Origin of the sequence: Actinomycetospora aurantiaca, assembly GCF_037401875.1 — a bacterium.
Lineage (GTDB): Bacteria > Actinomycetota > Actinomycetes > Mycobacteriales > Pseudonocardiaceae > Actinomycetospora > Actinomycetospora aurantiaca.
In genome coordinates this window covers 132,326-156,145 of the sequence record NZ_JBBEGN010000001.1, presented here as the reverse complement: position 1 = coordinate 156,145, position 23,820 = coordinate 132,326, and the positions used below count along the sequence as shown (strand labels likewise).

General features: G+C 74.7%; 22 protein-coding genes. 10 read left to right on the top strand and 12 right to left on the bottom strand.

Going from position 1 to position 23,820, the window contains the following annotated elements:
* Window positions 1–801: 801 nt before the first annotated feature.
* Window positions 802–1,308 carry a TetR/AcrR family transcriptional regulator gene (locus WCD74_RS00710; RefSeq protein WP_337692888.1) on the bottom strand — a complete coding sequence of 169 codons (507 nt, stop codon included), beginning with the start codon at window positions 1,306–1,308 and terminating at the stop codon, window positions 802–804.
* An 82-nt stretch (window positions 1,309–1,390) separates the two neighbouring features.
* Between WCD74_RS00710 and WCD74_RS00705 the strand changes: the two genes are divergently transcribed.
* Window positions 1,391–2,059 carry an HAD-IA family hydrolase gene (locus tag WCD74_RS00705; protein WP_337692887.1) on the top strand — a complete coding sequence of 223 codons (669 nt, stop codon included), beginning with the start codon at window positions 1,391–1,393 and terminating at the stop codon, window positions 2,057–2,059.
* Here the strand turns inward: WCD74_RS00705 and WCD74_RS00700 are convergent.
* Window positions 2,021–2,281 carry a hypothetical protein gene (locus WCD74_RS00700; RefSeq protein WP_337692886.1) on the bottom strand — a complete coding sequence of 87 codons (261 nt, stop codon included), beginning with the start codon at window positions 2,279–2,281 and terminating at the stop codon, window positions 2,021–2,023. The two genes, WCD74_RS00705 and WCD74_RS00700, sit on opposite strands and share 39 nt — an antisense overlap.
* A gap of 293 nt (window positions 2,282–2,574) precedes the next feature.
* Between WCD74_RS00700 and WCD74_RS00695 the strand changes: the two genes are divergently transcribed.
* Genes WCD74_RS00695 through WCD74_RS00660 form a run of 8 tightly spaced genes read left to right on the top strand, consistent with a single transcriptional unit; the run spans window position 2,575 to window position 11,446 of the window.
* A complete protein-coding gene (locus WCD74_RS00695) occupies window positions 2,575–3,921 on the top strand; it encodes a WcaI family glycosyltransferase (protein WP_337692885.1) in 1,347 nt (448 codons plus the stop codon).
* Complete coding sequence (locus WCD74_RS00690; protein WP_337692884.1) at window positions 3,918–5,108, top strand: glycosyltransferase family 4 protein; 1,191 nt, start codon at window positions 3,918–3,920, stop codon at window positions 5,106–5,108. Before WCD74_RS00695 ends, WCD74_RS00690 begins: the two co-directional genes overlap by 4 nt.
* Window positions 5,101–5,844 carry a class I SAM-dependent methyltransferase gene (locus WCD74_RS00685; RefSeq protein ID WP_337692883.1) on the top strand — a complete coding sequence of 248 codons (744 nt, stop codon included), beginning with the start codon at window positions 5,101–5,103 and terminating at the stop codon, window positions 5,842–5,844. The genes WCD74_RS00690 and WCD74_RS00685 overlap by 8 nt, the downstream gene beginning before the upstream one ends.
* Window positions 5,841–6,530, top strand: coding sequence for an acyltransferase (locus WCD74_RS00680; RefSeq protein WP_337692882.1), 690 nt, complete (start codon window positions 5,841–5,843; stop codon window positions 6,528–6,530). Before WCD74_RS00685 ends, WCD74_RS00680 begins: the two co-directional genes overlap by 4 nt.
* Entirely contained in the window at window positions 6,530–7,795 is a 1,266-nt protein-coding gene (locus tag WCD74_RS00675; RefSeq protein ID WP_337692881.1) for an MATE family efflux transporter, read from the top strand. Before WCD74_RS00680 ends, WCD74_RS00675 begins: the two co-directional genes overlap by 1 nt.
* Complete coding sequence (locus tag WCD74_RS00670) at window positions 7,792–9,228, top strand: O-antigen ligase family protein (RefSeq protein ID WP_337692880.1); 1,437 nt, start codon at window positions 7,792–7,794, stop codon at window positions 9,226–9,228. The genes WCD74_RS00675 and WCD74_RS00670 overlap by 4 nt, the downstream gene beginning before the upstream one ends.
* Window positions 9,225–10,739 carry a tyrosine-protein kinase domain-containing protein gene (locus tag WCD74_RS00665; protein WP_337692879.1) on the top strand — a complete coding sequence of 505 codons (1,515 nt, stop codon included), beginning with the start codon at window positions 9,225–9,227 and terminating at the stop codon, window positions 10,737–10,739. The genes WCD74_RS00670 and WCD74_RS00665 overlap by 4 nt, the downstream gene beginning before the upstream one ends.
* A complete protein-coding gene (locus tag WCD74_RS00660; protein WP_337692878.1) occupies window positions 10,736–11,446 on the top strand; it encodes a hypothetical protein in 711 nt (236 codons plus the stop codon). The genes WCD74_RS00665 and WCD74_RS00660 overlap by 4 nt, the downstream gene beginning before the upstream one ends.
* Window positions 11,447–11,720: 274 nt before the next feature.
* On the opposite strand, the gene WCD74_RS00655 is transcribed toward WCD74_RS00660, so the two are convergent.
* From WCD74_RS00655 to glyA, 6 genes are read right to left on the bottom strand one after another with little or no spacing between them, the layout of a single operon-like run.
* The gene (locus WCD74_RS00655) at window positions 11,721–12,389 is read right to left on the bottom strand and encodes a GntR family transcriptional regulator (RefSeq protein WP_337693625.1); all 669 of its coding nucleotides are present in this window, start codon (window positions 12,387–12,389) and stop codon (window positions 11,721–11,723) included.
* On the bottom strand, window positions 12,389–12,997 hold the full coding sequence (locus tag WCD74_RS00650; protein WP_337692877.1) for a sarcosine oxidase subunit gamma: 609 nt from the start codon (window positions 12,995–12,997) through the stop codon (window positions 12,389–12,391). Before WCD74_RS00650 ends, WCD74_RS00655 begins: the two co-directional genes overlap by 1 nt.
* Entirely contained in the window at window positions 12,990–15,662 is a 2,673-nt protein-coding gene (locus WCD74_RS00645; protein WP_337692876.1) for an FAD-dependent oxidoreductase, read from the bottom strand. The genes WCD74_RS00650 and WCD74_RS00645 overlap by 8 nt, the downstream gene beginning before the upstream one ends.
* Entirely contained in the window at window positions 15,659–15,913 is a 255-nt protein-coding gene (locus WCD74_RS00640; protein ID WP_337692875.1) for a sarcosine oxidase subunit delta, read from the bottom strand. The genes WCD74_RS00645 and WCD74_RS00640 overlap by 4 nt, the downstream gene beginning before the upstream one ends.
* Window positions 15,914–15,922: 9 nt before the next feature.
* Window positions 15,923–17,131, bottom strand: coding sequence for a sarcosine oxidase subunit beta family protein (locus tag WCD74_RS00635; RefSeq protein ID WP_337692874.1), 1,209 nt, complete (start codon window positions 17,129–17,131; stop codon window positions 15,923–15,925).
* Complete coding sequence (gene glyA / locus WCD74_RS00630; RefSeq protein WP_373696029.1) at window positions 17,128–18,420, bottom strand: serine hydroxymethyltransferase; 1,293 nt, start codon at window positions 18,418–18,420, stop codon at window positions 17,128–17,130. The genes WCD74_RS00635 and glyA overlap by 4 nt, the downstream gene beginning before the upstream one ends.
* Before the next feature lie 108 nt (window positions 18,421–18,528).
* Here glyA and WCD74_RS00625 point away from each other — a divergent pair, with 108 nt between their 5' ends.
* Complete coding sequence (locus WCD74_RS00625) at window positions 18,529–19,875, top strand: L-serine ammonia-lyase (RefSeq protein WP_337692872.1); 1,347 nt, start codon at window positions 18,529–18,531, stop codon at window positions 19,873–19,875.
* Here WCD74_RS00625 and WCD74_RS00620 read toward each other — a convergent pair whose 3' ends face one another.
* The 4 genes from WCD74_RS00620 to WCD74_RS00605 form a co-directional block, all read right to left on the bottom strand.
* A complete protein-coding gene (locus WCD74_RS00620; protein ID WP_337692871.1) occupies window positions 19,876–20,820 on the bottom strand; it encodes a P-loop NTPase family protein in 945 nt (314 codons plus the stop codon).
* A 37-nt stretch (window positions 20,821–20,857) separates the two neighbouring features.
* Window positions 20,858–21,733, bottom strand: a complete 876-nt coding sequence (locus WCD74_RS00615) for a hypothetical protein (RefSeq protein ID WP_337692870.1) — start codon at window positions 21,731–21,733, stop codon at window positions 20,858–20,860.
* Window positions 21,730–22,596 (bottom strand): STAS domain-containing protein, encoded by an 867-nt coding sequence (locus WCD74_RS00610; RefSeq protein WP_337692869.1) that lies wholly within the window; start codon window positions 22,594–22,596, stop codon window positions 21,730–21,732. Before WCD74_RS00610 ends, WCD74_RS00615 begins: the two co-directional genes overlap by 4 nt.
* A 199-nt stretch (window positions 22,597–22,795) precedes the next feature.
* On the bottom strand, window positions 22,796–23,809 hold the full coding sequence (locus WCD74_RS00605) for a patatin-like phospholipase family protein (RefSeq protein ID WP_337692868.1): 1,014 nt from the start codon (window positions 23,807–23,809) through the stop codon (window positions 22,796–22,798).
* Between the last annotated feature and the right edge of the window lie 11 nt (window positions 23,810–23,820).

Here is a 23,820-nt window from a genome sequence, read left to right as displayed (position 1 = left end):
AACGAAGTCTGCTCGCTGTGCCCCGGGTGGGAAGCCGCGCCGTGCGGCTCGTCCTGGCAGCATTCTCACGTCTGTTCGTCCCCCTGCTAGGTCGTCATGACGACGAGTCCGGAGGTCGTCGAAGGTTTCGACGACCACAACGCCCACCGCGGCGGGTTCACGTCTGCGAGAACTGGTGCTCGCACTGTTCAACTTGTCGGCAACCTCGTCGCGCGACCACGCCGAGACCGACGAGTCCTGCGCCCAGAGGTTGCTGTCGTGCGCCAAGTGCACATCACGCTTGCATCTCGCCGTGTCAGGAGTCGGCTGAGACCGGCCCTCACGCAGCAAGTTGTTCCAGCTCCTCGAGGAGCTCTGCCGGTCAAGGCCAACTCCACGAGGTTTGCGGGCAACGTACTCCCATCACGTCGCGTAATGGCCCGCGGGATCGGGTGAACGTGCTACTCGCGAGTTGGGAAGTGTTCGTCGACCCCCGCTCGGTCGCGAGTGCTACGTCAGGCAGGTTCTGAGTCGCCGAGACCTGCTACGTGTCGCACTCGGCGGAAGGCTGACAGCGGCTCCCGCGGCGAGTGCTACGTCAAGCAGGTTCGGAGGGCCCGGAACCTGCGTCATGGAGCACTCGGCGGAGGGGCGCCGAGCTCGCGTGGCGAGTGCTACGTCAAGCAGGTTCCGAGGGCCCGGGACCTGCGCTATGGAGCACTCGTCGGAAGAGGGCGCCGAGCTCCCGCGGCGAGTGCTACGTCAAGCAGGTTCGGAGGGCCCGGAACCTGCGCCGTGTAGCACTCGGCGCGCGAGAAGGGCTCACGCGCCCGCCAGGGCCTTCGCCCGCTCCAGGGCGTCCGGGGTGCCCTCGAAGGCTCGGCGCGCGACGGCGCCCTCGAGCAGGAGGAACAGGTACTCGGCCCGGTCGGGGTCGCCGGTGAGTCGCTCCAGCTCGCCGCGCACCGCCTCCTTGTGGGCCCGGATGACGGCGAACCCCGGGTGGTCCGGTGGGAGCTCAGCGGCGGCGTGCTGGAAGGCGCAGCCCCGGGCGGTCGAGAAGTCCGGGTGCGCCAGGTAGGTGTCGAACACCGTCCCGACCCCCGGCGAGACGGCCAGGCGCTCCTGCAGGTACGCCCACCAGCGGTCGTGACGACGCTGCAGGTAGGCGGTCACCAACGCGGCCTTCGAGCCGAACGAGTCGTACAGGGTCTTCTTCGTGACGCCGGCCGCCTCGGCGATGCCCGCGACGCCCACCGCGGTGATGCCGTGGGCGTAGAAGAGCTCCGAGGCGGTGTCGAGGACGCGCCGGCCGGCCGGGGTGGTCACGCCTTGACTGTATACCGATCGGTCAAGCAGGCTCGGGAGAGTAAACCGATCGGGATACAGGAGGACGACCATGATCCGCGCCATGACCTTCGACGTCGTCGGGACGCTCATCGACTTCGAGACCGGCATCCTCCGGGCCGTCGGTAACCCGGGCATCGACGACGACGCGTTCCTCGCCGCCTTCGCCGCCGCCGAGGACGTGCAGCAGCGCGCCACCCCGGAGATGCCGTTCCCCGCCATGCTCGACCCCATCAGCGCGCGGCTCGCCGAGCAGTTCGACCTCCCGGACCTCGACCTCCGCCCGTCGATCCCCGACTGGCCGGCGTACCCGGACGCGGCGCAGACGCTGCAGCGGTGGCGCGGCCGCTTCCGCCTCGTCGCCCTCACCAACGCCGACCGGGCCGCCGTCGGGGCGTGGGGGCCGGCGCTGGGGCATCCGTTCGACGACACCGTCACCGTCGACGAGGTCGGGGTGAACAAGCCCGACCCGCGCATGTTCGAGGCCGCCCTCACCAAGCTCCACGCCCACGGCATCGCCAAGGACGAGGTCCTCCACGTCGCGCAGAGCCAGTACCACGACATCGCGGCCGCCGTGGAGCTCGGACTGTGCACCTGCTGGGTGGAGCGCCGCCACGGGAGGGAGGGTTCCGGCGCCACCCCCGCCACGGCGACCACGGTGACGCCCGACCTCCACGTCCACGACCTGGCCGGGCTAGAGCGCGCGGACCTCCTCCACGGGGCGGCGCGGTAGCGGGATCACCGGCGGCCCGCACTCCGCCCGCAGGAACCGCACCGAGCGCACGCACTGCTGGTCCAGCGTGCCGCGCCGGGCCATCGCGACCCACGGCGCGGCCAGCCATCCCACCCCGACGACGACGGCGGTGCCCAGCACCGCCGTCGCCGCCCGGTGCGGGCGCCGCGACCGCTCGCCCCCTCCCCCCGGCGGGGCGTGGTGTCGGTGCGCGGTACCCACGGTCCCCAGGGGAACCCACGCCCCTTTCGCCGAGCTTTCGCCCCGCGGCCCTCACGGCGCGTCACCGGCGATCCGGCTACTGCTCACCCGTCCGAGGTGTGACGACCCGCTCCCGGACGGTGAAAGTCGGGAAGTTTTCGCGAAACCACGTCATGGAGTCACCGGTCTGCCGTTCCTTCGGCGTCTGACTGCCCCGAACGGGTCAACGCAGGCGTCCGAACGCGGTGCTGTCTGTCGGGGACCAGCCACCGAGCGCACGAGCTTGGTGGGTCTTCTTCGACGGAGGTGAAGGGATGTCCCCGCAGTCGCGGCTCCGGGTCACCATCCTGGGCTTGAACTACGCCCCGGAACCCACGGGGATCGCCCCGTACACGACCGGCCTCGCCCGGTTCCTGGCCGAGGCGGGACACGACGTCCACGTCGTCACCGGCCTCCCGCACTACCCGCGCTGGCAGGTCGACGCGGGCTACAGCGGCCGGCGCATCGAGGAGCGGGACGGCGACGTCCGCGTCACCCGCGTCGCCCACCCGGTCCCGACCAACCCGACCGGCCCCGGCCGTGTCGCGATGGAGGCCGCCTTCGCGGCCCGCGCGGCCCGCGTCGTCACCCACGGCGGCGAGCGGCCCGACGTCGTCGTCGCGGTCAGCCCCGCCCTGCTCTCCGTCGCCGCCGCGGCCCGGCTGCGCAAGGCCGGCCGCACCGCGCTCGGCGTCATCCCGCAGGACCTCTACGGCCACGCCCTGGCCGAGACGGCCGTCGGCTCCGGCCGGGCCGCCGCCGCGGCCGCCGACCTCGAGCGCCGCCTGCTCTCCCGCGCCGACGGGGTCGTCGCGATCCACGAGCGCTTCCGGACCTCGATCGCCGCGATGGGCGTCGACGACACGCGGATCACGACGATCCGCAACTGGACCCACGTCCCGACCGTCACCCGGCGCACCGCCGACATCGCCGCCGTCCGCCGCGAGCTCGGCTGGCGCGACGACGAGATCATCGCCCTGCACGCCGGCAACATGGGCGCGAAGCAGGGCCTGGAGACCGTCGTCGAGGCCGCCCGCCAGGCCGACCTGGACGGCGTGCCGGTCCGCTTCGTCCTCCTCGGCCACGGTGGCCGCCGCGACTTCCTGTACGCCTACGCCCGCGGCATCCGCCGCATCCAGTTCCTCGACCCGCTGCCCACCGAGCGGTTCACCGACGCCCTCGCCGCCGCCGACGTCCTCGTGCTCAACGAGAAGGCCGGCGTGGCCGAGATGTGCGTCCCCAGCAAGCTGACCAGCTACTTCGCCGCCGGGCGCCCCGTCGTCGCCGCCACCAACCCGCTCTCGGCCGCCAGCGCCGAGATCGCCGCCTCCCGCGCGGGCGTCACCGTGCTGCCCGGTTCGCCGCGGGCCCTGCTCGAGGGCGTCGTCGACCTGCGGCTCGACCCCGCCGAGGCCGAGGCCATGGGCCTGCGGGGGCAGCTGTTCGCCCACGACGTGCTGCACGTCGACGCGGCCCGCCACGCCTACGTCGCGTGGGTCGAGGGCCTGGCCGCGGCCCGGAGCCGCCCCGGGCACACCCCGCTGCCGGAGATCGTCTCCGACACCGGCCTTCCCGACGACGGGTCCTGGCCCGTCCGTGATGCCCGGGTGGAGCCGGCGTGACCGGGGGCGAGCGGAGCGACGGGGGCAGGCTGAGGATCGCCCTGGTCCACAGCTACCACCACACCGAGGTCCCGTCCGGCGAGAACGTCGTCGTCGACGCCCAGGCGCAGGCCCTGCAGGACGCGGGCCACGAGGTCGTCGTCGTCGCCCAGCACAACGACCTCCGCCGACGCCGGCGCACCTACCCCCTGGAGGCGGCGGCGACGGTCGCGACCGGGATCGGACCGGACCCGACGGCGATGCTGCGCCGGATCGACCCGGACGTCGTCCACGTCCACAACCTGTTCCCGAACTTCGGCACCCGCTGGCTCGCCCGCTGGGACGGCCCGCTGGTCGCCACGCTGCACAACTTCCGCCCGATCTGCCCGGCCGGCACCCTGCTGCGCGACGGGAAGCGCTGCACCGACTGCATCGTCACCCCGCGCGCCGCGGTCACCCACGGCTGCTTCCAGGACTCCCGGGTCGCGACGCTGCCCCTGGCGATCGCCACGCGGGGCGGGGCGACCGGGCACCCGGTCGTCCGCCGGGCCGACCGGCTGATCACGATCTCGCAGCGCGCCGCCGACGAGTACCTGGCGGCCGGGGTGTCGGCGGACCAGCTCACCGTCGTCCCGAACGCCGTCGCGGACCTCGCGCCGGAGCCCGCCGAGCGCACCGACCACGTGCACGCCCCGCGCTGGCTGTTCGTCGGCCGTCTCTCGGCCGAGAAGGGCGTCGAGGCGCTGCTGGAGCGCTGGCCCGCGCACCTGCCGATCGACCTGGTCGGCACCGGCGAGCTCGCGGACCACCTCGAACGGCGCTTCGCCGACCGCCCGGAGATCCGCTTCCTCGGTGGCCGGGGGAACGAGGAGGTCCGCCGCCTGCTCGGGCGCTACACCGGGCTCGTCGTCCCCAGCCTCTGGGCCGAGGCCGGCCCGCCCCTGACCTACGTCGAGGCGCTCGCCTCGCACGTCCCGGTCGTCGCGTTCGCCGGCAACGGCGCCGCGGACGACATCGCCCGCCACGGCACCGGCGTCGTCGTCGACCGCCTGCCCGACCCGGCCGACCTCGCCGTCGCCCTCAAGGACGTCCAGCGCGACCGCGCCGCCCTCGCCCAGCGGGCCCGCACCACCTACGACCAGCACTTCTCCACCCGCGCCTGGGTGCAGGCGCTCACCGACACCTACCGGGAGACGATCCATGGCTGAAGCGGGGGGCGGCACCTACGCCGCGATCCTCACCGACCTGCTCGCCCACGGCGTCATCGCCGCCGACGACGCGATCCTCGTCCAGTTCGCCGGCGAGTTCGACGAGAAGACCACGGCCGAGGTCGGGCTGACCAACTGCACCTTCTCCAACCTCGCGCCGGACTCGCCGTCCTCGCGGCTCCGGGCCGGGAACCACGGCGACGCCCACGCCATGCCGTACGACGACGGGTCCTTCGACCACGTCATCGGGCACGCGGGCCTGCACCACTGCAGCCGTCCGCACCAGGCGCTGCACGAGATGTACCGGATCGCCCGGCGCACCGTGGTCGCCGTCGAGAACCAGGACTCGCCGCTGATGCGCGTCGCCTGCTCGCTCGGCCTGGCCGGGGTCTACGAGCACGACGCGGTCGCCGACGGCGGCGGCACCACCGGTGGCGTCGACGGCACCGGCACCCCGAACCACGTCTACCGCTGGACCCGCCACGAGGTCCGCAAGACCCTCGCGAGCTTCGACCCGGGCCACGTCGTGCCGGTCGAGTTCCACTCCCGCTGGCTGATCGGCACCGACCGCGCGCTGACGTCGTCGATGCGCTCGGCCATCGGCGGTCGCGAGCGCGTGATCGGCCTGCTCAACCGCGGGCTGAACACCGTCGCCCGCCGCCAGGGCAACATCTTCGGCTTCACGATCCGCAAGGACCTGGCGACGGCGCAGGAATGGATCGAGGTGGCTCCGTGATTCCTGTGATCCGCAACCGCACCCTGCGCACCCTGGCCGCCGCGGCCGCCGTCGGGATGCCCCGCCGGCTGCGTCGCTTCACCCACACCCGGCTGCTCGGCTACGAGCTCGCGGCCACCGCGAGCATCGGGCACTCGTTCGTCGACGTCGACCGCCTCGTCATGGGCGAGGGCGCGCGCATCGGCCACCTGATCCTGATCCGCGGCTGCGAGCAGGTGACGATGGGCGAGCGGGCCCACATCCTCATGCTGGTCTGGGTCAACTCGGTCCGCCGCTCCACCGGCTACTTCTCCGGCCTGGAGTCCCGGCGGCCCGAGCTCGTCATGGGCGACCACACGCTGATCACGTCGCTGCACTTCATCGACGCCTGCGACCTGGTCGAGCTCGGGAACTTCTCCGCGATCGCCGGGTTCGGGTCGATCATCCAGACCCACGCCGTCGACGTGGAGAACATGCGTCAGGACTCCAAGCCGATCCGCATCGGCGAGTACGGCATGGTCGCGACCCACTGCCTGCTGCTGCCCGGCGCCGAGATCCCGGCCAGGTCGATCGTGGCCGCCGGCTCCACCGTGGCGCGGCCGCTCAAGGAGGGCAGCCACGTGTTCGCCGGCGCGCCCGCCCGTGCGGCGAAGGCGCTGGACCCCGACATGCCGTTCTTCCACCGGACGAACTCCGAGATCGCGTGATGACGTCGGGGGGCATCTCACGCGGTCGGGCGGTGGTCGGGGTCGCCGACCAGCTCGTCAGCTCGGCGAGCAACTACCTGACGGCGTTCGTCGCCTCGGCGGTGCTGCTGCCGGGGGAGTTCGGGGCCTTCGTCGCCGCGTACGCGGTGGTGACGGTGCTGTGCGCGGCGGGGCGCGCGGTGATCGGGGAGCCGCTGCTGGCGCACCTCCCGACGGTGGGCGCGGCGCGGCGCCCATCGCTGGGGTCCTCCGCGCTGACGGCGTCCGCGGTGCTCGGGCTCGCCGGCCTCGCGGTCTGCGTCGTCGGCGGGATCGCCTGGTCCGGCGCCGTCGGGGAGGCGCTGCTGGCGCTCGCGGTGTGGGTGCCCGGCGCGCTCGTCGTCGACGCCGGCCGGCACGTCCTGCTCGCCCGCTCCGACACCGGCCGCGCGCTCGCGGTCGACGTCGTCTGGCTCGTCGCGCAGGGGGTCCTGCTCCTCGGGGCCTTCCTGACGACGGGGTTCTCGGTGGCCTCGGTCGCGGCCGCCTGGGGCCTCGGGGCGTTGGCGGCGCTGGTCGTGCTCGTCGCGGTGAGCCCGGAGGCCCGGCGGGTCCTGGACCCGAGGCCGTGGTTCGCCGAGTCCCGCTACCTGTCGGGCTGGTTCACGCTCACCTCGGTGCTCGGGCAGGCCCAGATCTACCTGGTGCTCCTGCTCGCCGGGCTGGTGCTCGTCGCCGACGACGTGGCCGGCCTGCGCGCGGTGCAGCTGCTGGTCTTCCAGCCGCCGGTCACGTTCCTCGCGGCGCTGCTCGTGCTCGCGACCCCGGTGATGGCGCGCCTGTCCGTCGCCGGTGACCGCGCCGGACTGCTGCGGGCCCGGCGCACCGCCCTGGCGGCGACCGGTGTCGTCGCCGCCGTGCTGCTCGCCGCGATCCCGCTGCGGGACGTGCTCATGGGCCTGCTGTTCGGTCAGTACCTCGGCTACTCCGGACTGGTCGCACCGATCGTGCTCCAGACCGCGCTGGCCGCGTTCGCCGTGCCCTTCCTCGCCCAGGTCCGGGGCGAGCGTCGTGGGGGCGCACTGTTCGGGCTCCAGGTGGTCACGGCCGTCGGGATGCTCGTCGGAGCCGGAGCCGGCCTCGTCGTCGGGGGCGAGGCCGGCTCCGCGGTCACCGGGCTGGCGTGGGGGCTCACGGCCTCCTCGCTGGTCGCGCTGGCCGCCGCCGTCGGGGCGTGCCGCCGCGCCGCCCCCGCCGTCGCGACCCCCGAGGAGGTCCCGGCATGAGGGTCCTCGGGGTGGTGACCGCCCTCGTCGTCGCCGGGCTGCTCGTGCTGGACGCGACGCGGCTGGTGGACGTCCGCATCGCGGCGGCGGTGGTCGCCGTCGTCGTCGTGGTGGGGCTCGTGGTGGTCGTGCGCGGGCCGGGCGACCTCGGGGTGGCGCTGCTGGCCCTCGCGGTCGGCACCGCGACGTGGAACGGCATCTCGCTCGGGCTGCCGCTCGGGCACCTGTTCCTCGCCGTCGCGCTCGTCGTGCTCGCCCTGACCGCGGTCGGCCGGGGCCGCCACCTGGCGGTCCCGCGCTGGGTGTGGCCGCTGCCCGCCGCGCTGGTCGCCGTCATGGCCGCGTCCATGGTGCTGCCGATCGACCGGGGCTACCTGACCTCGCGCTTCGGCGTCCCGGTCGACGCCGCGACCGCCGCCGCGATCCCGAGCCCGGGCATCGCGAACCTGCTCAACGGCGTGCGCTGGATCGTCCCGGCGCTGGCCCTGCCGGTGGCGGTCTGCCTGGCGGTGGCCGACCGGGCTCCCGGGTCCCGCACACGGCTGCTCCGTGGGCTCGCCGCGGCCTGGGTGCTGGGCGCTGCCGCCAGCGCGGCCGTCGCGGTCACCGACGGCCTCGGTCTCACCGCGATCAGCGCGCACTTCATCTCGGTCGACGTCGGCGGCCGCCAGGCCGGTCTGACCGCCCAGCCGAACCACCTGGCGCTCTCCGCCGGCCTGGCCGCGCCCGTCGTGGTGTGGTTCCTGCTCTCCACCCGGGGCCGGGAACGCGTCGGCTGGGCGGCCGTCACCGCGCTCGTGCTGGGCGGCATCCTCGAGTCCGGGTCGCGCGGCGGGCTCGCGATCGCGTGCGGGGCCGTCCTGGTGGCCCTGCTCGTCGACCGGGTCGGCCGCCGCCTCCTGGTCCCCCTGGCCGGGGCGGCGATCGGCGCCGCGACCCTGCTCGTGGCGTTCTTCCCGACGATGCTCGACCGCCTCGGGACCGAACTGCGCCTCACCGGGGCGGAGAGCGCCGCGGAATCGGACGCCATCCGGGCGCGCATCCACTCCCAGGCGCTCGCCGACATCGCCGAGTCCCCGCTGCGGGGGATCGGCCTGCACGTGATGACCGAAGGTCACAACATCTGGCTGCAGCTCGCCGCGTCAGGCGGGGCGCTGTTGTTCGTCGCCTTCCTGGTGACCGCGGTCGGGGCGCTCGCCGACGGCGTTGCCGCCGTCCGTATGTCCACCGGCACGACGGCGGGTCTCGCCCGCGCCCTCGTCGTGGCCTTCGGCGCGTGGCTGGCGGTCGGCGTCGTCGAGAACCAGATCGCCGACCTGTACCTCTACGTCCCCCTGGCCCTGCTCGCCGGGCTCGCGAGCAGTGTCGCGCGGCCCATACCGGCGGCGCAGGCCCCTCAGACCCTCGTCCGCTCCTCAGGAGAACCGTCATGACCTTCGTCGCCCTGCTCACCGCGGTCCGTCGCCGCTGGCTGGTGCTCGTCGCCGGCCTCGCGATCGGCCTCGCCGTCGCGGCCGGCGTGACGACGTTCCTGCCGCGCACCTACGCCGCGACCGCGAGCCTCTACGTCTCCGCGGTCGACGACGCCTCGGCGCAGAACGCCTACCAGGGCGTGCTGCTCTCCCAGCAGCGGGTGAAGTCGTACACCGAGATCCTCACCTCCGAGCGGGTGCTGCGCCCGGTGATGGACACCGCCGGGATCACCGGCACCACGGCCGACTTCGCCGACCACGTCGCGGTCACCACCGACACCGACTCGACGGTCATGAAGGTGACCGTCACCGACGACGACGCCGGTCGGGCGGCCGAGCTGGCGAACGCGGTCACGGCGCGCTTCGCGCAGGTGGTCGGCCAGCTCGAGCGCCCGTCGTCGCCCGGGGAGTCCCCGGCGGTGACCGTCGCGACGGTCGACGCGGCCGTCGCCGACCCCCACCCGGTCTCGCCGCGGTGGCCGGTCAACCTCGTCGTCGGGGGCGTGGTCGGGCTGCTGCTGGGCGCGGCCGGCGCGGTGATCGCCGCGGCCACCGACCGCTCGCTGCGCCGCCCCGCCGAGCTCGCCGAGCTCGCGGGCGCGCCCTCGCTGGGCAGCGTGCCCGCGGTCCGCGGTCAGTTCGACCCGGCCGGGGGCGGCGACTACGCCGAGGCCGTCCGCCGGGTGCGCACCAACCTCGCCTACGCCGACGTCGACGCGCCGGTCCGCGTCATCACCGTGGCCAGTCCGGAGGCGGGGGAGGGGCGCACGAGTCTCGTCCAGGCCCTCGCGGGTGCGTTCGCGACGACGAGCCGGGTGGCCGTCGTCGAGGGCGACCTGCGCCGCCCGGTGCTCGCCGAGCGTCTCGGCCTCACCGGCCGCCTCGGGCTCACCGACGTCCTGCGCAGCCGCTGCCCGCTCGGCACCGCCCTGCAGCACCACGGCGGCGTGGACGTCCTCGTCGCCGGTGACGTCCCGACCGACCCGTCCGGCCTGCTCTCCTCCCAGGCCCTCGGCGCCGTGCTGGACCGGCTGCGCGAGACCCACGACCTCGTCCTCGTCGACGCCCCGCCGCTCGGGCCGGTCGCCGACGCGGCCGTGCTCGCCGCCGGCTCGGACGGCGTCGTGCTGGTCTGCCGGGCCGGGCGGACGCCGACGGAGGCGGTCGTCGCCGCCCGCGAGGCCCTGCGGACGGTCGGTGCGCGGCTCCTCGGGACGGTCCTGACGATGGACGGCGAGACCCGCGCCGCCGTACCCACGACCGGCGACGGCGAGGGCGGTTCGCCGGTGACCACGCCCGTGTCCCGGGTCCGGGCCGAGGAGCAGCCGCCGGCGCTCGCCGGGCGCGCGAACCTGGCCGCGGCCCCCTTCGACGCCTGGTTCACCAGCGGGTCGCCCGCGGACGGCTCGGTCCGCCGCGGTGCGCACGCCGCCCCGGAGTTCGGCGGGCTGCGGCCCCACGCGGGCTCGTGACCCGACCGCTCAGCCGCCGCGCCGCCCTCCTGCTGGGCGGCGCGGCGCTCGCCGGCGCGGTGGCGGGGTGCTCGGGCGGGACGACGGTGCCCCCTCCGCCCACCCCGGATGTCCCGCTGTTGCGCCACACGCGCTGGACCGGTCGTCCGGACGGTCCGCTGCCCGCGACCGGCGACGAGGGCGTGCCGTTCACGACGCTGCTGTCGAACACCGCCGCGCAGCCGGAGGTGCGGGGCGGGGCCCTCGTCGGGAACCTCCCCGCGCAGCAGTCCGCGGTCTACCTGACCCAGCCGCTCGGGACCCCGGTGCGGCGGCTCGGGGCACGGGTCGCGTTCGGACCGGGCTCGGCGTCGGGATCGGTGGCGCTGGTCGCGTGGAACGGCGCACCGTCGGCGGACCGGGTGGACGGGCACCTGCACATGGTGTTCACCCCGGACCGCTGGATCGCCGGGGTGCTCGAGGGCGGGGCGGTCCGCGAGGTCGCCCGCGCCGACTACGGGCTGGCGCTGCCGCAGGACGGGACGCCGCGGCCGGTGGAGGTGGTCGTCACCGGGGACACCGCCACGCTGCACCTGCCCGACGGGACCACGACCGCCGTCCGGGACCCGCGGTTCGCCGCCGGCTCCGGGGTCGTCGCGGTGTGGGAGTTCTACAAGGACGCCGCCGACTCCGCCGAGGTCACGTTCGCCGAGACCTGGGCGGGCTGAACCGGACCCGCTACATCTTCCGGTCAAGATCATCGGAACGAGGAGGATCCGAGCGCTGAGCGTCCGGATCCTCGTTGTTCTCGTGATCTTGGTCGGGTCGGCGGGATGTTCGGGCGCTCAGTGCTGTCAGTAGGCCCCCGCTGCGACGCCGAGCACCCGCTCGTCCGGCCGCTCCTCGCCCTGTCGCGGTCTCCCGCTGGCCCGCCCGCACCTTGTCGTGGGGATTCCCAGCGACAGGGTGCCGGCGAGACCGAGGTAGCCCGCGACAGGACGGTCAGATGACCGCGCGGACCGCCTGCTCGAAGCCCAGCACGTGGGCACGGGCCGCCTCGGCGGCGCCGTCCGCGTCGCCCTCAGCGATCGACAGCAGGAGGCCGGCGTGCTCCTCGACGTGGTCGGCGAAGTCGGTCATCCGGTCGAGGAACAGGCAGAAGATGCGGGTCGCCAGGTTGTGGTGGCGGGTCGCGGTGTCGGAGAGGTACGGGTTCCCGGTGGCCGCGTACATCGTCCGGTGCACCCGCATGTCCCAGCGCATCAGCTCCTCGCGGGAGAGCGCCGGGACGTCGAGCGCGGCGGTCGCGCCGGCGAGCTCCGCCAGCTCCTCCGCCCGGCCCGGCGAGCTCTCGCAGACCTCCGCCGCCCGCCGGGCCGCCAGCGGCTCGAGCTGCACCCGGATGTCGGTGATGTAGGCGAGATCGGTGATGTCGACCGCCGTCGCGAACGTGCCGCGGCGGGGGTAGGAGACGACGAGCCGGTCGACCGCGAGGTGCTTGAGCGCTTCCCGGACCGGCGTGCGCCCGACGCCGAGCTCCTCGACCAGGGCGACCTCGTCGACCGGGGCCATCGGTGGGATCTCGAGCAGGATCAGCTTGTCCTGGATCGCCCGGTAGGCCTGCTCCGACAGCGACGTCGGAGGCTGCTGGACGACGGTCACGGCCGTGATCATATCGCGGCCGCCGGTTGATATGTCACGGCGGCGTCGAGCAGCCACGCGGCGACGTAGCCGGCGAACGACGTCCGGACGACCACCTGGTACTCGCCGTCGGGGTGCCCGACCAGTAGCACACCGGCCTGCCCGAGCAGCGTGCGGGCACACGACCGCGGCCCGAACGCCGCGGGGCGCAGGTCCAGCGCGCACCCGAACGACAGCAGCTCGCGGGCGTCGCGACCCCGCAGCCGCAGGAAGGCGTACTGCGCGGAGACGTCCGACACGGCGGTCCCGACGGCGGCCGCGGCCGGCCGGGCGACCGCCTCCCACGCGGCGGCCGAGGTCGCCGCCGTGTCGGTGACCAGCCACTCGTCGGGGCCCAGGTGGAACGCCTGGCCCCGCAGCGTCGGCGCCCACGCGAGCGGGCTCGAGGGCAGGGACACACCGAGCGCCACCTCGGCGAGGGCCGCCCGCTCGGGGGCGACCCGCACGGCCAGGGCGGCGACGGACGGCTCGAGGTCGACGGCGACGTCGTGACCCGCCGTCAGGACGTCCGAGTTCAGCGCCGCGAACCGGTCGCGCCACGCTTCCAGCGGGTGGACGGGGGTCAGGTGCTCAGCCATCGCGGCGGGCTCCCTCGGGGTCGACGAGCACGGTGGGGCCGATCTCGGCGGCGACGAGCCGGTCGCCGACGGGGACGCTCACGACCTCGCCGACCCGCGAGCGCCCGGCCCGCAGCAGGGCCAGGGCGAACGGGCGGCCGAGGGCGGCGCTGCGGTAGCTCGACGTGACGTGGCCGAGCATCGGCACCGGGGGCGGCGGAAGGGTCCCGTCGGCGCGGTGTTCGACGATCTGCGAGCCCTCCGGCAGCGTCGTGGACGCGTCCGTCGGCAGCAGCGAGACGAGCTCCTTGCGCTGCGGGTTCAGGTTCTCGGCCCGGGCGAACGACCGCTTCCCGACGAAGTCGGTCTTCTTCTTCGAGATCACCCAGCTCATCCCGAGGTCCTGCGGGGTGACCGTGCCGTCGGTGTCCTGCCCGACGATCGGATAGCCCTTCTCGGCGCGCAGCACGTGCATCGTCTCGGTGCCGTAGGGCGTGATGTCGAACGGGCGGCCCGCCTCGAGCAGCCGCTCCCACAGCGCCGGGGCGTACCGGGCGTCGACGTGCACCTCGTAGGCGAGCTCGCCGGAGAACGAGATCCGCGCGAGCCGCACCGGCACGCCGTCGAGCACGGTGTCCTGCCACGTCATGAAGCCGAAGGTCTCGTTCGAGACGTCGACGTCGGCGAACACCGCGCCGATCACGTCGCGCGAGCGCGGGCCGACCACCGGGAGCACCGCCCACTGGTCGGTGACGGAGGTGACGTGCACGGCGAGGTCGGGCCACTCGGTCTGCAGCCACTCCTCCATCCACTCCAGGACGAAGGCGGCGTTGCCGGTGGTCGTCGTGACCAGGAAGCGGTCGTCCGCGACCCGCAGGACGGTGCCGTCGTCGATCATCATCCCGTCGTTGCCGCACATCACGCCGTAGCGCACGCGCCCGACCTTCAGGCTGCTCATCAGGTTCGTGTAGAGCCGGTCGAGCAGCACCCCGGCGTCGGCGCCCTGGACGTCGATCTTGCCCAGCGTCGAGCCGTCCATGATCGCGACGCCGCTGCGGGCGGCGGCGCACTCGCGCAGCACCGCGGCCGCCATGTCCTCGCCGGCCCGCGGGTAGTGGCGCGCCCGCTTCCACTGCCCGACGTCCTCGAACACCGCCCCCGCCGCGACGTGGGCGGAGTGCAGCACGGTGGTGCGCACCGGGTCGTAGAGGTCGCCCCGCTCGCGGCCGGCCAGCGCCGCGAAGGCGACCGGCACGAAGGGCGGTCGGAACGTGGTCGTCCCGAGGTCGTCGACCGGACGACCCAGCAGCTCGGCGGTGATGCCGGAGGCGATGACGCCGGAGGTGCGGCCCTGGTCATGGGCGGTGCCGATCGTCGTGTACCGCTTCACGTGCTCCACCGAGCGCATGCCCGCCCCCACGGCCCGCTCGATGTCGCGGACGGTGGCGTCGCGGGCGAGGTCGACGAACTGTCGGGACGGGTCGCCGGGCACGCGCCAGAGGACCGACGTCGAGCCGGCCCACTCCCCGTTCGCGGCGCCCACCACCTGCGTGCCCGGCACCTCCTCGCCCGGCCGGAAGGCCCCGAGCCGGGGGTCGTAGCGCAGGGCGCCGCGCACGTGGCTGAACAGGTGCGCGGTGGGGTTCCAGCCGCCGCTGACGAGCAGCAGGTCGCAGGGGAGGGTCCGCCCGTCACCGAGGACCGCCCCGGTCACCTGCTCCTCGCCCTCGGCGCGCGTGACGACGGCGTCGGCGTGCACGACGATGCCGCGCTCGATGCAGCCCGGAGCCGTCGGCGCGGGCCGGACGTCGACCACCGTGATCCGGGCCCCGGCGTCGTGCAGGTCCACGGCCGCGGCATAGGCGGCGTCGTCGCTGGTGAACACCACGACCTCGGAGCCGGCCCGGACGCCCTGGCGATGCAGCAGGTCGCGGGCCGCGGAGGCGAGCATGACGCCGGGTCGGTCGTTGTCCTCGAAGACGATCGGGCGCTCGGTGGCCCCGGTGGCGATGACGATCCGGGCGGCGCGGATGCGGTGCACGCGCTGCCGGGTCGCCCCGGAGGTCCGCCGCTCCAGGGCGAGCACGAAGCCGTCGTCGTAGTGACCGAAGGCGGTGGTCCGCTGCAGGTGCAGCAACGTCGGGGTGGCGGCGAGCTCCGCGACGACTCCGGCCGCCCACTCCCGCGAGCCCTGCCCGTCGATCGTCTCCGTGCCGGTCAGCGTGCCGCCGGCCTCGGGGCGGTCGTCGACGAGCACGACGTCCTCGCCGACCCGGGCCGCCTGCTGCGCCGCGGCGAGCCCGGCCGGCCCGGCGCCGATGACGAGCACGTCGGTGTGGTGGTGCTGCCGGTCGTAGCGGGCGGTGTCCGCGACCTGCGCGAGGCGCCCGCGACCGGCGATGCTGCGCGCCACGAGACCGTCGGTGAGCTCGACGGTGGCGGCGAGCAGCATCGGCTCCGGGAACGGCTCCTCGATCTGGACGAGGCCGGTGGGGTCCTCGACCCACGCGGCGCCGATCCCGCGGGGCCGCCCGAGCTTCACGCTCGTGCCGGTGCGTCGGACGCCGTGCGCGAGCAGGGCGGAGGCGAGGGTGTCGCCGGGGTGGCCGGTGTAGGCGACGTCGTCGAACACGAAGCGCAGGGTGCGCGAGCGGTCGAGGCGGCCGTACCCGTCGAGGCGCGTCATGCCGGGCTCCCGGGGAGGAAGGCGTAGGTGCGGGTGTCGCGGACCGCGCGGAACCAGGTCCGGCAGCCGGCGGAGTGGAACCAGCGCTCCGCGAACGGACCCTTCGGGTTGTCGCGGAAGAACACGAACTGCGCCCACTGCTCGTCGGTCAGGGCCGCGGGGTCGTCGGGGTAGGCGACGTCGGCCTGGCCGCCGTAGTGGAACTCGCTCTCCTCGCGCGGACCACACCAGGGACAGGGGATGAGCTGCACGGGGGGCTCCTAGTGCGCGACGCCCGCGGCGCCGTGCTCGTCGACGAGCGCGCCGGTGACGAACCGGTCGAGGGAGAAGGGGGCGAGCAGCGGGTGCACGCGCCCGGTGGCGATGGTGTCGGCGAAGGCCTGGCCCAGCCCGGGCGTGACCTTGAAGCCGCCGGTGCCCCACCCGCAGTTGAGCAGGACGTTCTCGTAGGGCGTGCGCCCGACGATCGGGCTGGCGTCCGGGGTGACGTCGACGATGCCGGCCCAGCTGCGCAGCAGGTGCGCGCGGGCGAACACCGGGAACAGCTCGACGGCGGCGGCCATCTGCCGCTCGATCACCCGGAAGGCGCCGCGCTGGCCGTAGCCGTTGTAGGAGTCGATCCCGGCGCCCATCACCAGCTCGCCCTTGTGCGCCTGCGAGACGTAGACGTGCACCTTGTTCGACATGACGATCGTCGGGTGCACGGGCTCGAGCAGCTCGGAGACCAGCGCCTGCAGTGGGTGCGACTGCAGCGGGGTCCGGACGCCGAGCCGGTCCAGCAGCACGGACGTGTGCCCGGCCGCGCACAGCGCGACGGTGCCCGCGCCGATGTCGCCGCGGCTCGTGCGCACGCCGAGGACGCGATCGCCGTCGACCACGAAGTCCGTGACCTCGCAGTCCTGGATGAGGTCGATCCCGGCCGCATCGGCGCGGCGCGCGAAGCCCCAGGCGACGTAGTCGTGCTTCGCGATCCCGGCGCGCGGCTGGTAGGTGGCGCCGTGGACCGGGTAGCGGATGTCGCCGGAGACGTTGACGATCGGGCAGATCTTCGCGACCTCGTCGGGCCGCAGCCACTCCGCGTCGATCCCGTTGAGCCGGTTGGCCTCGACGCGGCGGACCGAGTCGCGGACCTCCTGCTCCGAGTGCGCGAGGTTCAGCACGCCGCGCTGGCTGAACAGGATCGGGTAGTCGAGGTCGGCCTCGAGTCCCTCCCAGAGCTTCAGCGCGTGCTCGTAGATCGCGGCGGACTCGTCCCACAGGTAGTTCGAGCGGATCAGCGTCGTGTTGCGGGCCATGTTGCCGCCGGCGAGCCAGCCCCGTTCCAGCACGGCCACGTTCGTGACGCCCTGCTTCGCGAGGTAGTGCGCCGTGGCCAGGCCGTGCCCGCCACCGCCGACGATGACGACGTCGTAGTTCTTCTTCGGTTCCGGGTTCCGCCAGAGGGCGTCCGGGTGCTCCGGGGTGCTCATGCCTGCCGTCCGACGTAGAGGGGGTGACGGTCGGCCAGCGCCGCGGTGCGGTAGGCCAGGGCGTCCAGCTCGATCTCGGTGACCTCGGGCCGCAGGGCGCGGGCGACGACCTCGGCGACCTCGCGGAAGTCCGCCGCGTCGAAGCCGCGGGTGGCCAGCGCGGCGGTGCCGATGCGCACGCCGGAGCTGACCATCGGCGGCCGCGGGTCGAACGGCACGGCATTGCGGTTGACCGTGATGCCGACGCGGTGCAGCCGGTCCTCGGCCTGCTTCCCGTCGAGCTCGGAGTCGCGCAGGTCGACCAGCACCAGGTGCACGTCGGTGCCGCCGGAGACGACGCCGATCCCGGGCTCGCCGACCAGCCGCTCGGCGAGGATGCGGGCGCCCTCGAGGGTCCGCTCGCAGCGTTCCCGGAACTCCGGTGTCCCCGCGAGCGCGAACGCCACGGCCTTCGCGGCGACCACGTGCTCGAGCGGGCCGCCCTGCTGGCCGGGGAAGACCGCGGAGTTCAGCTTCTTGGCCAGCGTGCGGTCCGCCGCCAGGATCACGCCGCCCCGGGGTCCGCCGAGGGTCTTGTGCGTGGTCGACGTGACGACGTGCGCGTGCGGCACGGGGGAGGGGTGCAGCCCGGCGGCGACCAGGCCGGCGAAGTGCGCCATGTCGACCATGAGGTACGCACCGACCTCGTCCGCGATCGCCCGGAACGCCGCGAAGTCGAGGTGGCGCGGGTAGGCCGACCAGCCGGCGACGATCAGCTGCGGGCGGTGCTCGCGGGCGAGGCGGGCGACCTCGTCCATGTCGAGCCGGTGGTCGTCGGCCCGCACGTGGTACGCCGCGACGTCGTAGAGCTTGCCGGAGAAGTTCAGGCGCATGCCGTGGGTCAGGTGACCGCCGTGAGCCAGGTCGAGCCCGAGGATCGTGTCGCCGGGGGAGAGCAGGGCGGCCATGACGGCGGCGTTGGCCTGCGCCCCGGAGTGCGGCTGGACGTTGGCGTACTCCGCGCCGAACAGGGCGCACAGCCGGTCGATCGCGAGCTGCTCGATCACGTCGACGTGCTCGCAGCCGCCGTAGTAGCGCCGCCCGGGGTAGCCCTCGGCGTACTTGTTCGTCAGCACCGAGCCCTGCGCGGCCATCACCGACGTCGGGGCGAAGTTCTCGCTCGCGATCATCTCCAGCGTCCGGTGCTGGCGCCCGAGCTCGGCCGCGATCGCCGCGTGGACCTCGGGATCGGTCTCGGCCAGCGGACGGTCGAGCACGGCCCTCGAGGTCTCGTGCCCGACGACTGCCATCGTCATCGTCGGTCCTTCCCGTACTGGTCTGCGACAGCTAATATATCAGTCGTTGGACACCGTAGGTCGCCGACGACCACCGGTCAACGCCCGATCGCGAGGAGGGCCATGAGCAGCGTGTTCGACCTGTTCACCGTGGGGATCGGGCCGTCGAGCTCGCACACGGTGGGGCCGATGAAGGCGGCGTTCCGGTTTGTCTCCCGGCTGGTCGACGAGGGTCGGCTGGAGGGGGTCGCGGCCGTGCGCTGCGAGCTCTACGGCTCCCTCGGCGCCACCGGTCACGGCCACGGGACCGTGCCCGCCGTCGTCCTGGGCCTCGCGGGGGAGCAGCCGCACCTGGTCGACCCGGAGGTCACCGGGCCGCTGGTCGCGGGCGTCCGCTCCTCCGGACGGCTGGGCCTGGCCGGCAAGCACGAGATCGCGTTCGACGTCGATCGTGACGTCGTCCTGCACCGTCACGAACGCCTGGAGCGGCACAGCAACGGGATGGTGCTGACGGCGTGGGACCCGGGCGGCTCCGTCGTCGAGCGCCGCACGTACTTCTCCGTCGGCGGCGGGGTGGTGGTCGAGTCCGACGAGCAGACCGTTCACGACGGCGGGGGTGCGCGCTTCGGCAGCGCGGCGGAACTCCTCGAGCTGGCGCGGGGCCGGTCGATCGCCGACGTGGTGCTCGCGGGTGAGTCGCGGTCCGAGGCCGAAGTGCGCGCCGGGCTGCTGCACGTGTGGTCGGTGATGCGGTCCTGCGTCGAGCGGGGGACCGCCGTCGAGGGGGTGCTGCCGGGCGGCCTGCGGGTGCGACGGCGGGCCGCGGCGCTGCGGCGTCGGCTGGAGAGCGAGGGCGACCCGACCGACCCGCTGCACGCCATGGAGTGGGTGACGCTGTGCGCGCTCGCGGTCAACGAGGAGAACGCCGGCGGCGGCCGGGTGGTCACCGCCCCGACCAACGGCGCCGCTGGGATCGTCCCGGCGGTGCTGCACTACGCCTGGCGCTTCCTGCCCGGGTTCGACGACGCCGCCGTCGTGGAGTTCCTGCTGACGGCGGGCGCGGTCGGGATGCTGCTCAAGCGGAACGCGTCGATCTCGGGGGCCGAGGTCGGGTGTCAGGGCGAGGTCGGCTCGGCGTGCTCGATGGCCGCCGCGGGTCTCGCCGCCGTGCTCGGCGGGACCCCGGCGCAGGTGGAGAACGCCGCCGAGATCGGCATCGAGCACCACCTCGGGCTCACCTGCGACCCGATCGGCGGGCTCGTCCAGATCCCGTGCATCGAACGGAATGCGGTCGCGGCGATCACCGCGATCACCGCCGCCCGGATGGCCGTCCGCGGCGACGGCGAGCACCACGTCTCCCTCGACACCGCCATCGCGACCATGCGGGCGACCGGCGCCGACATGCGCGACGAGTACAAGGAGACCGCCCGGGGCGGACTCGCGTTGGCGCTGAGCGTGGTCGAGTGCTGATCAGGCCGGCGTCACCACGGAGCCGGAGACCGTGAACGTCGCGTCGGCCGGGCCGGGGGCGTCGAGGACGATCCGGTCGTAGCCCTCGCGCAGGGGTGCGAGGACGGCCGCGACGTCGGCCTCGGGCAGGGGCGGGCCGCTGCGTCCGGTGGGCAGCACGTCGATCCGGCCGCGCGCCCACGGGCGGATCGCGCGGTCGGTCTCGGCGACCCCCGCGATCACCTCCCGCACCCCCGGCGACGGGTCGGCCACCCGCCGCGTGGCGGCCCCGGACTCCACGAGCAGCACCCGTTCGCCCGCCCGCGCCAGGGCCACGGCGATCTCCACCGCCGCCGACACCGCGCGCGCCCGGTCGTCCACCACCGCCAGCACGCGGGCCGGACCGGCCGCCTCGGCCACGGTGGCCGCCACGGCCGACGCGGCCTCCACCCGTCGGCGGCTCGCCCGCGCATCGATCACCACCGGGTCGCGCGAGGACCGTGGCAGCCTCCCGAGCCCGGTCGGCCGCCGCCGGTGCGCGCCCAGCACGACGAGCCCGGGCAGGAGCCCGCCGGCGAGGACTGCGGCCGGATTCGGCGACGGGCTGGTGACCCGCGCCTCCCCGATCACGACGGCGGGTCGGTCGGCCGGGGCGAGTCGCCGGGCCGCCACCGTGCCGACCGCCTCCGCGACGACGGCGGCCTCCTCGGCGGTCGCCGCCCCGGCGCGGACGGCGAGCACCCCGCCCGAGACCGTCACGGACGCCGACGAGGCGAGTTCACCCGCCGTCGGGACCCCTCCGAGCAGCGTCGAGGCGTCCGCGAGCACGCCCGGTCCGTCCGGCGCGGGAGCGGACCTCGACACCGGGAGGTCGAGCGCGGCGAGGTGACGGGGCGGGTCGACCACCAGCAGCACCCCGGCGACGGCGACCCCCAGGGCCACGACCGCGAGCACGCCGCGCAGCACCACCCGATCGTGGCAGGTGCGCGCGGCCCGCGGAAGATCAGCGGGTCGGGGTGAGCACGCGGACGGTGCGGCCCTCGCGGTCGTCGTGCACGGTCGCGTGGTCGCAGAGCCGGGCGAGCTGGGCGTACCGCGGGTCGGCGGCCGAGGGGTCCCGCGCGGCGCGCGGCCGGCCGCGGCACTCCGCGACGACCGCGCCCGTGGACCGGCGGACGTCCAGGAGGTGCTCGCCGGGCGGGAGGTCGCCGGGCGGGCGTCCGGGCGTCAGGTCCGCCCCGCATGCGAGCAGCATCGCCTCGTGGGCGGCGAGCACCGCGACCTCGGCACGCTCCCCGGCCAGCCCCGCCTCGGCGACGACCGCCGCGAACCGCTCCCGCAGGTCGGCCAGGGCGGAGCCGTCGGGCACGGCGACCTGCGCGACGGACGTCCCGAGCACCGCGGCGGGCACGGGGCTGGAGGAACTCGGCGGGTGGTGGTCGGGGGAGGGGACCGGGCCGTCCGGGGTGAGCAGCCACGGGTGCGAGCGCCGGGCGACGTCGACCAGGGCCGGGGGGTACACGCAGAGCACCGACAGCGAGAGGTCGGCGAGCAGGAGCGTCAGGGCGTCCTCGGCCGGTTCGCGGTCGGTCGCCGCGGCGTCCGCGCAGCTGCGTCCGACCACCACGCCACCGGGTGCAGCGGCCGCGAGCCGGTGGGCGAGCGTCGTCGGGACGACCTCCGCGGGCGACGGCAGCCGCAGCGCGGCATCGGGCAGGACCTCCCGGAAGGCGCGCACCCCGCGGCGGTCGAGCACGATCTCGACGTCCCCACCGGCGTCCAGGGCGGCCCGGACCGCGGGCAGGCAGAGCTGCACCACGTCCTCGGGGTCCTCCCCGACCACGGCGGCGTGCAGCAGCGCGGCCCCACCCGTCGTCATGCCGGGTCCCGCAACACGATCGACTCCGGGCGTTCCAGCGCGTCCAGCAAACGGCGCAGCAGGCGGGGCGGGTCGTGCAGGACGAGGTGCTGGCCCCCGGCCACCGAGCGGCCCGCGAGCACGATCATCTGCGCGCAGGCCACGTCGACGAAGCGGACCCCGGACAGGTCCAGGTGCAGGTCGGGACTCGCGCCGGTGCCCTGTCCGGCCACCTCGACGCCCCGGCGCAGCGCCCCCGTGAGCGCGCCGCCGAAGCGCTGGGCGACGTGGGCGTCGAGGTCCCCGTCGACCCGCCACCGGCAGCCGTCGTCGTGCGCGCCCCACCCGACGTCGAGCACGTCGCGGTGGTGGATACCGAGGGAGTGCACGACGTGGACCTCGTTCTCCACCGCCGTCGTCAGCTGGCACAGCACGTGCAGCGGGAAGCGCGCCGCGAGCTCGTCGTACCCGCCCTCCTGCTGGGCGAAGACGGCCACCTCGTCGTCGTCGACCAGCGGACGGCGCGACGACTCCTGGGTCATCGCCACCGACGTCCAGCCCTCGTCGAGCGCCCGGTGCAGCTCCTCGGCCTGGACCCGGTGCAGACCCTCCGCCGTGCCGCCGACCAGATCGACGAGGCGGGGGAAGTCCATGAACTCCAGCTGCCCGGTCTCCAGGGCGCGCCGGGTGCGCACGCTCGCCCCGGGCCCCGCGAGCCAGTGCTTCTCCAGCCGCCCGTCGTCGCCGAGCCAGCCCTTGTAGAAGACCTTGGCGCCGAAGGCGAGCTCGCGGTCGAGCCAGGCGGCCGTCCCGACCCGCTGCGCGTGGTCGCTCTCGGCGACCTGCAGCAGGTGGGCGCGTGCCGGTCCCGCGGCCACCGTCATCTCGAGTCCCGTGCTCCTGCGTCCGTCCCCCGACGTCCGAGCGCGGCCGGTCCGGTCGCGCTCGCCCCAGCATCACCCCGACCACGGCCGTCCGGGGCGCCGAGCGGAGGATGTTCACCCGTTACGCACGGGTTGTGACGACGGGTGATCGGCCCAGGTGCCTCCGGCTCGTGAGCACTCAGTGGGCCCATGACCCCACTTACTGCTCACGAGCGCGGAGCGCACCTTCGCCCCGGAACCGCTCCCGGTAGGCGTCCCAGTCGAAGTCGGCCAGGAACGCGGCGGCCGCGTCGTACCCGCGGCGGTAGAGCGCGTCCGTGCGTGCCCGGCTGATGCCGAAGTCGATCAGCCCGACGTCGCCCGCGTCCACGTGGATGGTGCGCGCGGCCACCCACGGGCGGTTGAGATACGCCTGGTCGCGCCCGACCACCATCGTCGTCAGGAGCTGCTCGAGCAGGCGCAGCGCCGTCGGCTGGGGCCAGTGGAGGAACGGCAGGCGGAACAGGGCCACGCGGTCGCCGGGGCCGGGCCGCGTCGTGATCGTGACGCCGAAGGTCGGCCAGGCGGGGGCGGCGCCGTCGGTGCGGTCCAGCGAGTCGATCGGGAAGTTCGACAGCAGCCCGCCGTCGACGAGGGTCGAGGTCAGCTGCCCCCCGTCGTGCACGAGCGTGGTCGGCTCGAACAGGAACGGGATCGCCATCGACGCCCGGACCGCCTCGGCGACCGGCTGGGCGTCCGGGTCGAGCCCGTAGACCCCGCGGAAGTCCCACGGCAGGCGCACCAGCTGCCCGAGGGTCAGGTCCGAGCAGGTGACGACGAGGCGGTAGCGCTGCTCGGGCGGCAGGGCCGGGTCGTCGACGCGCAGGTCGCGCCAGGTGTGCACGCCGAGCGCGGCCAGCTCGTCGGTGATCCACTCCAGCAGGTAGTCGCCGCGGTAGAGCCCGGTGCCCGACAGCAGTGCCAGGCCGGACCCGACGAGCGGCACCCGGGCGAGGCCGTGGCGATCGGCGACCGCGCGGAAGTCCAGTCGGCGGGTGATCTCACCCAGCCGGTCGCCCCGCGCGCCGGCCGCCGCGATGGCGCCCACCAGCGCCCCGGCGGAGGTGCCGGAGATGCGCTGCGGCCGGTAGCCGGCGTCGGTGACCGCGGCCACCGCCCCGGCCAGGCCGATGCCCTTGACCCCGCCGCCCTCCAGGACCAGGTCCGCACGCATCGCCCGATCAT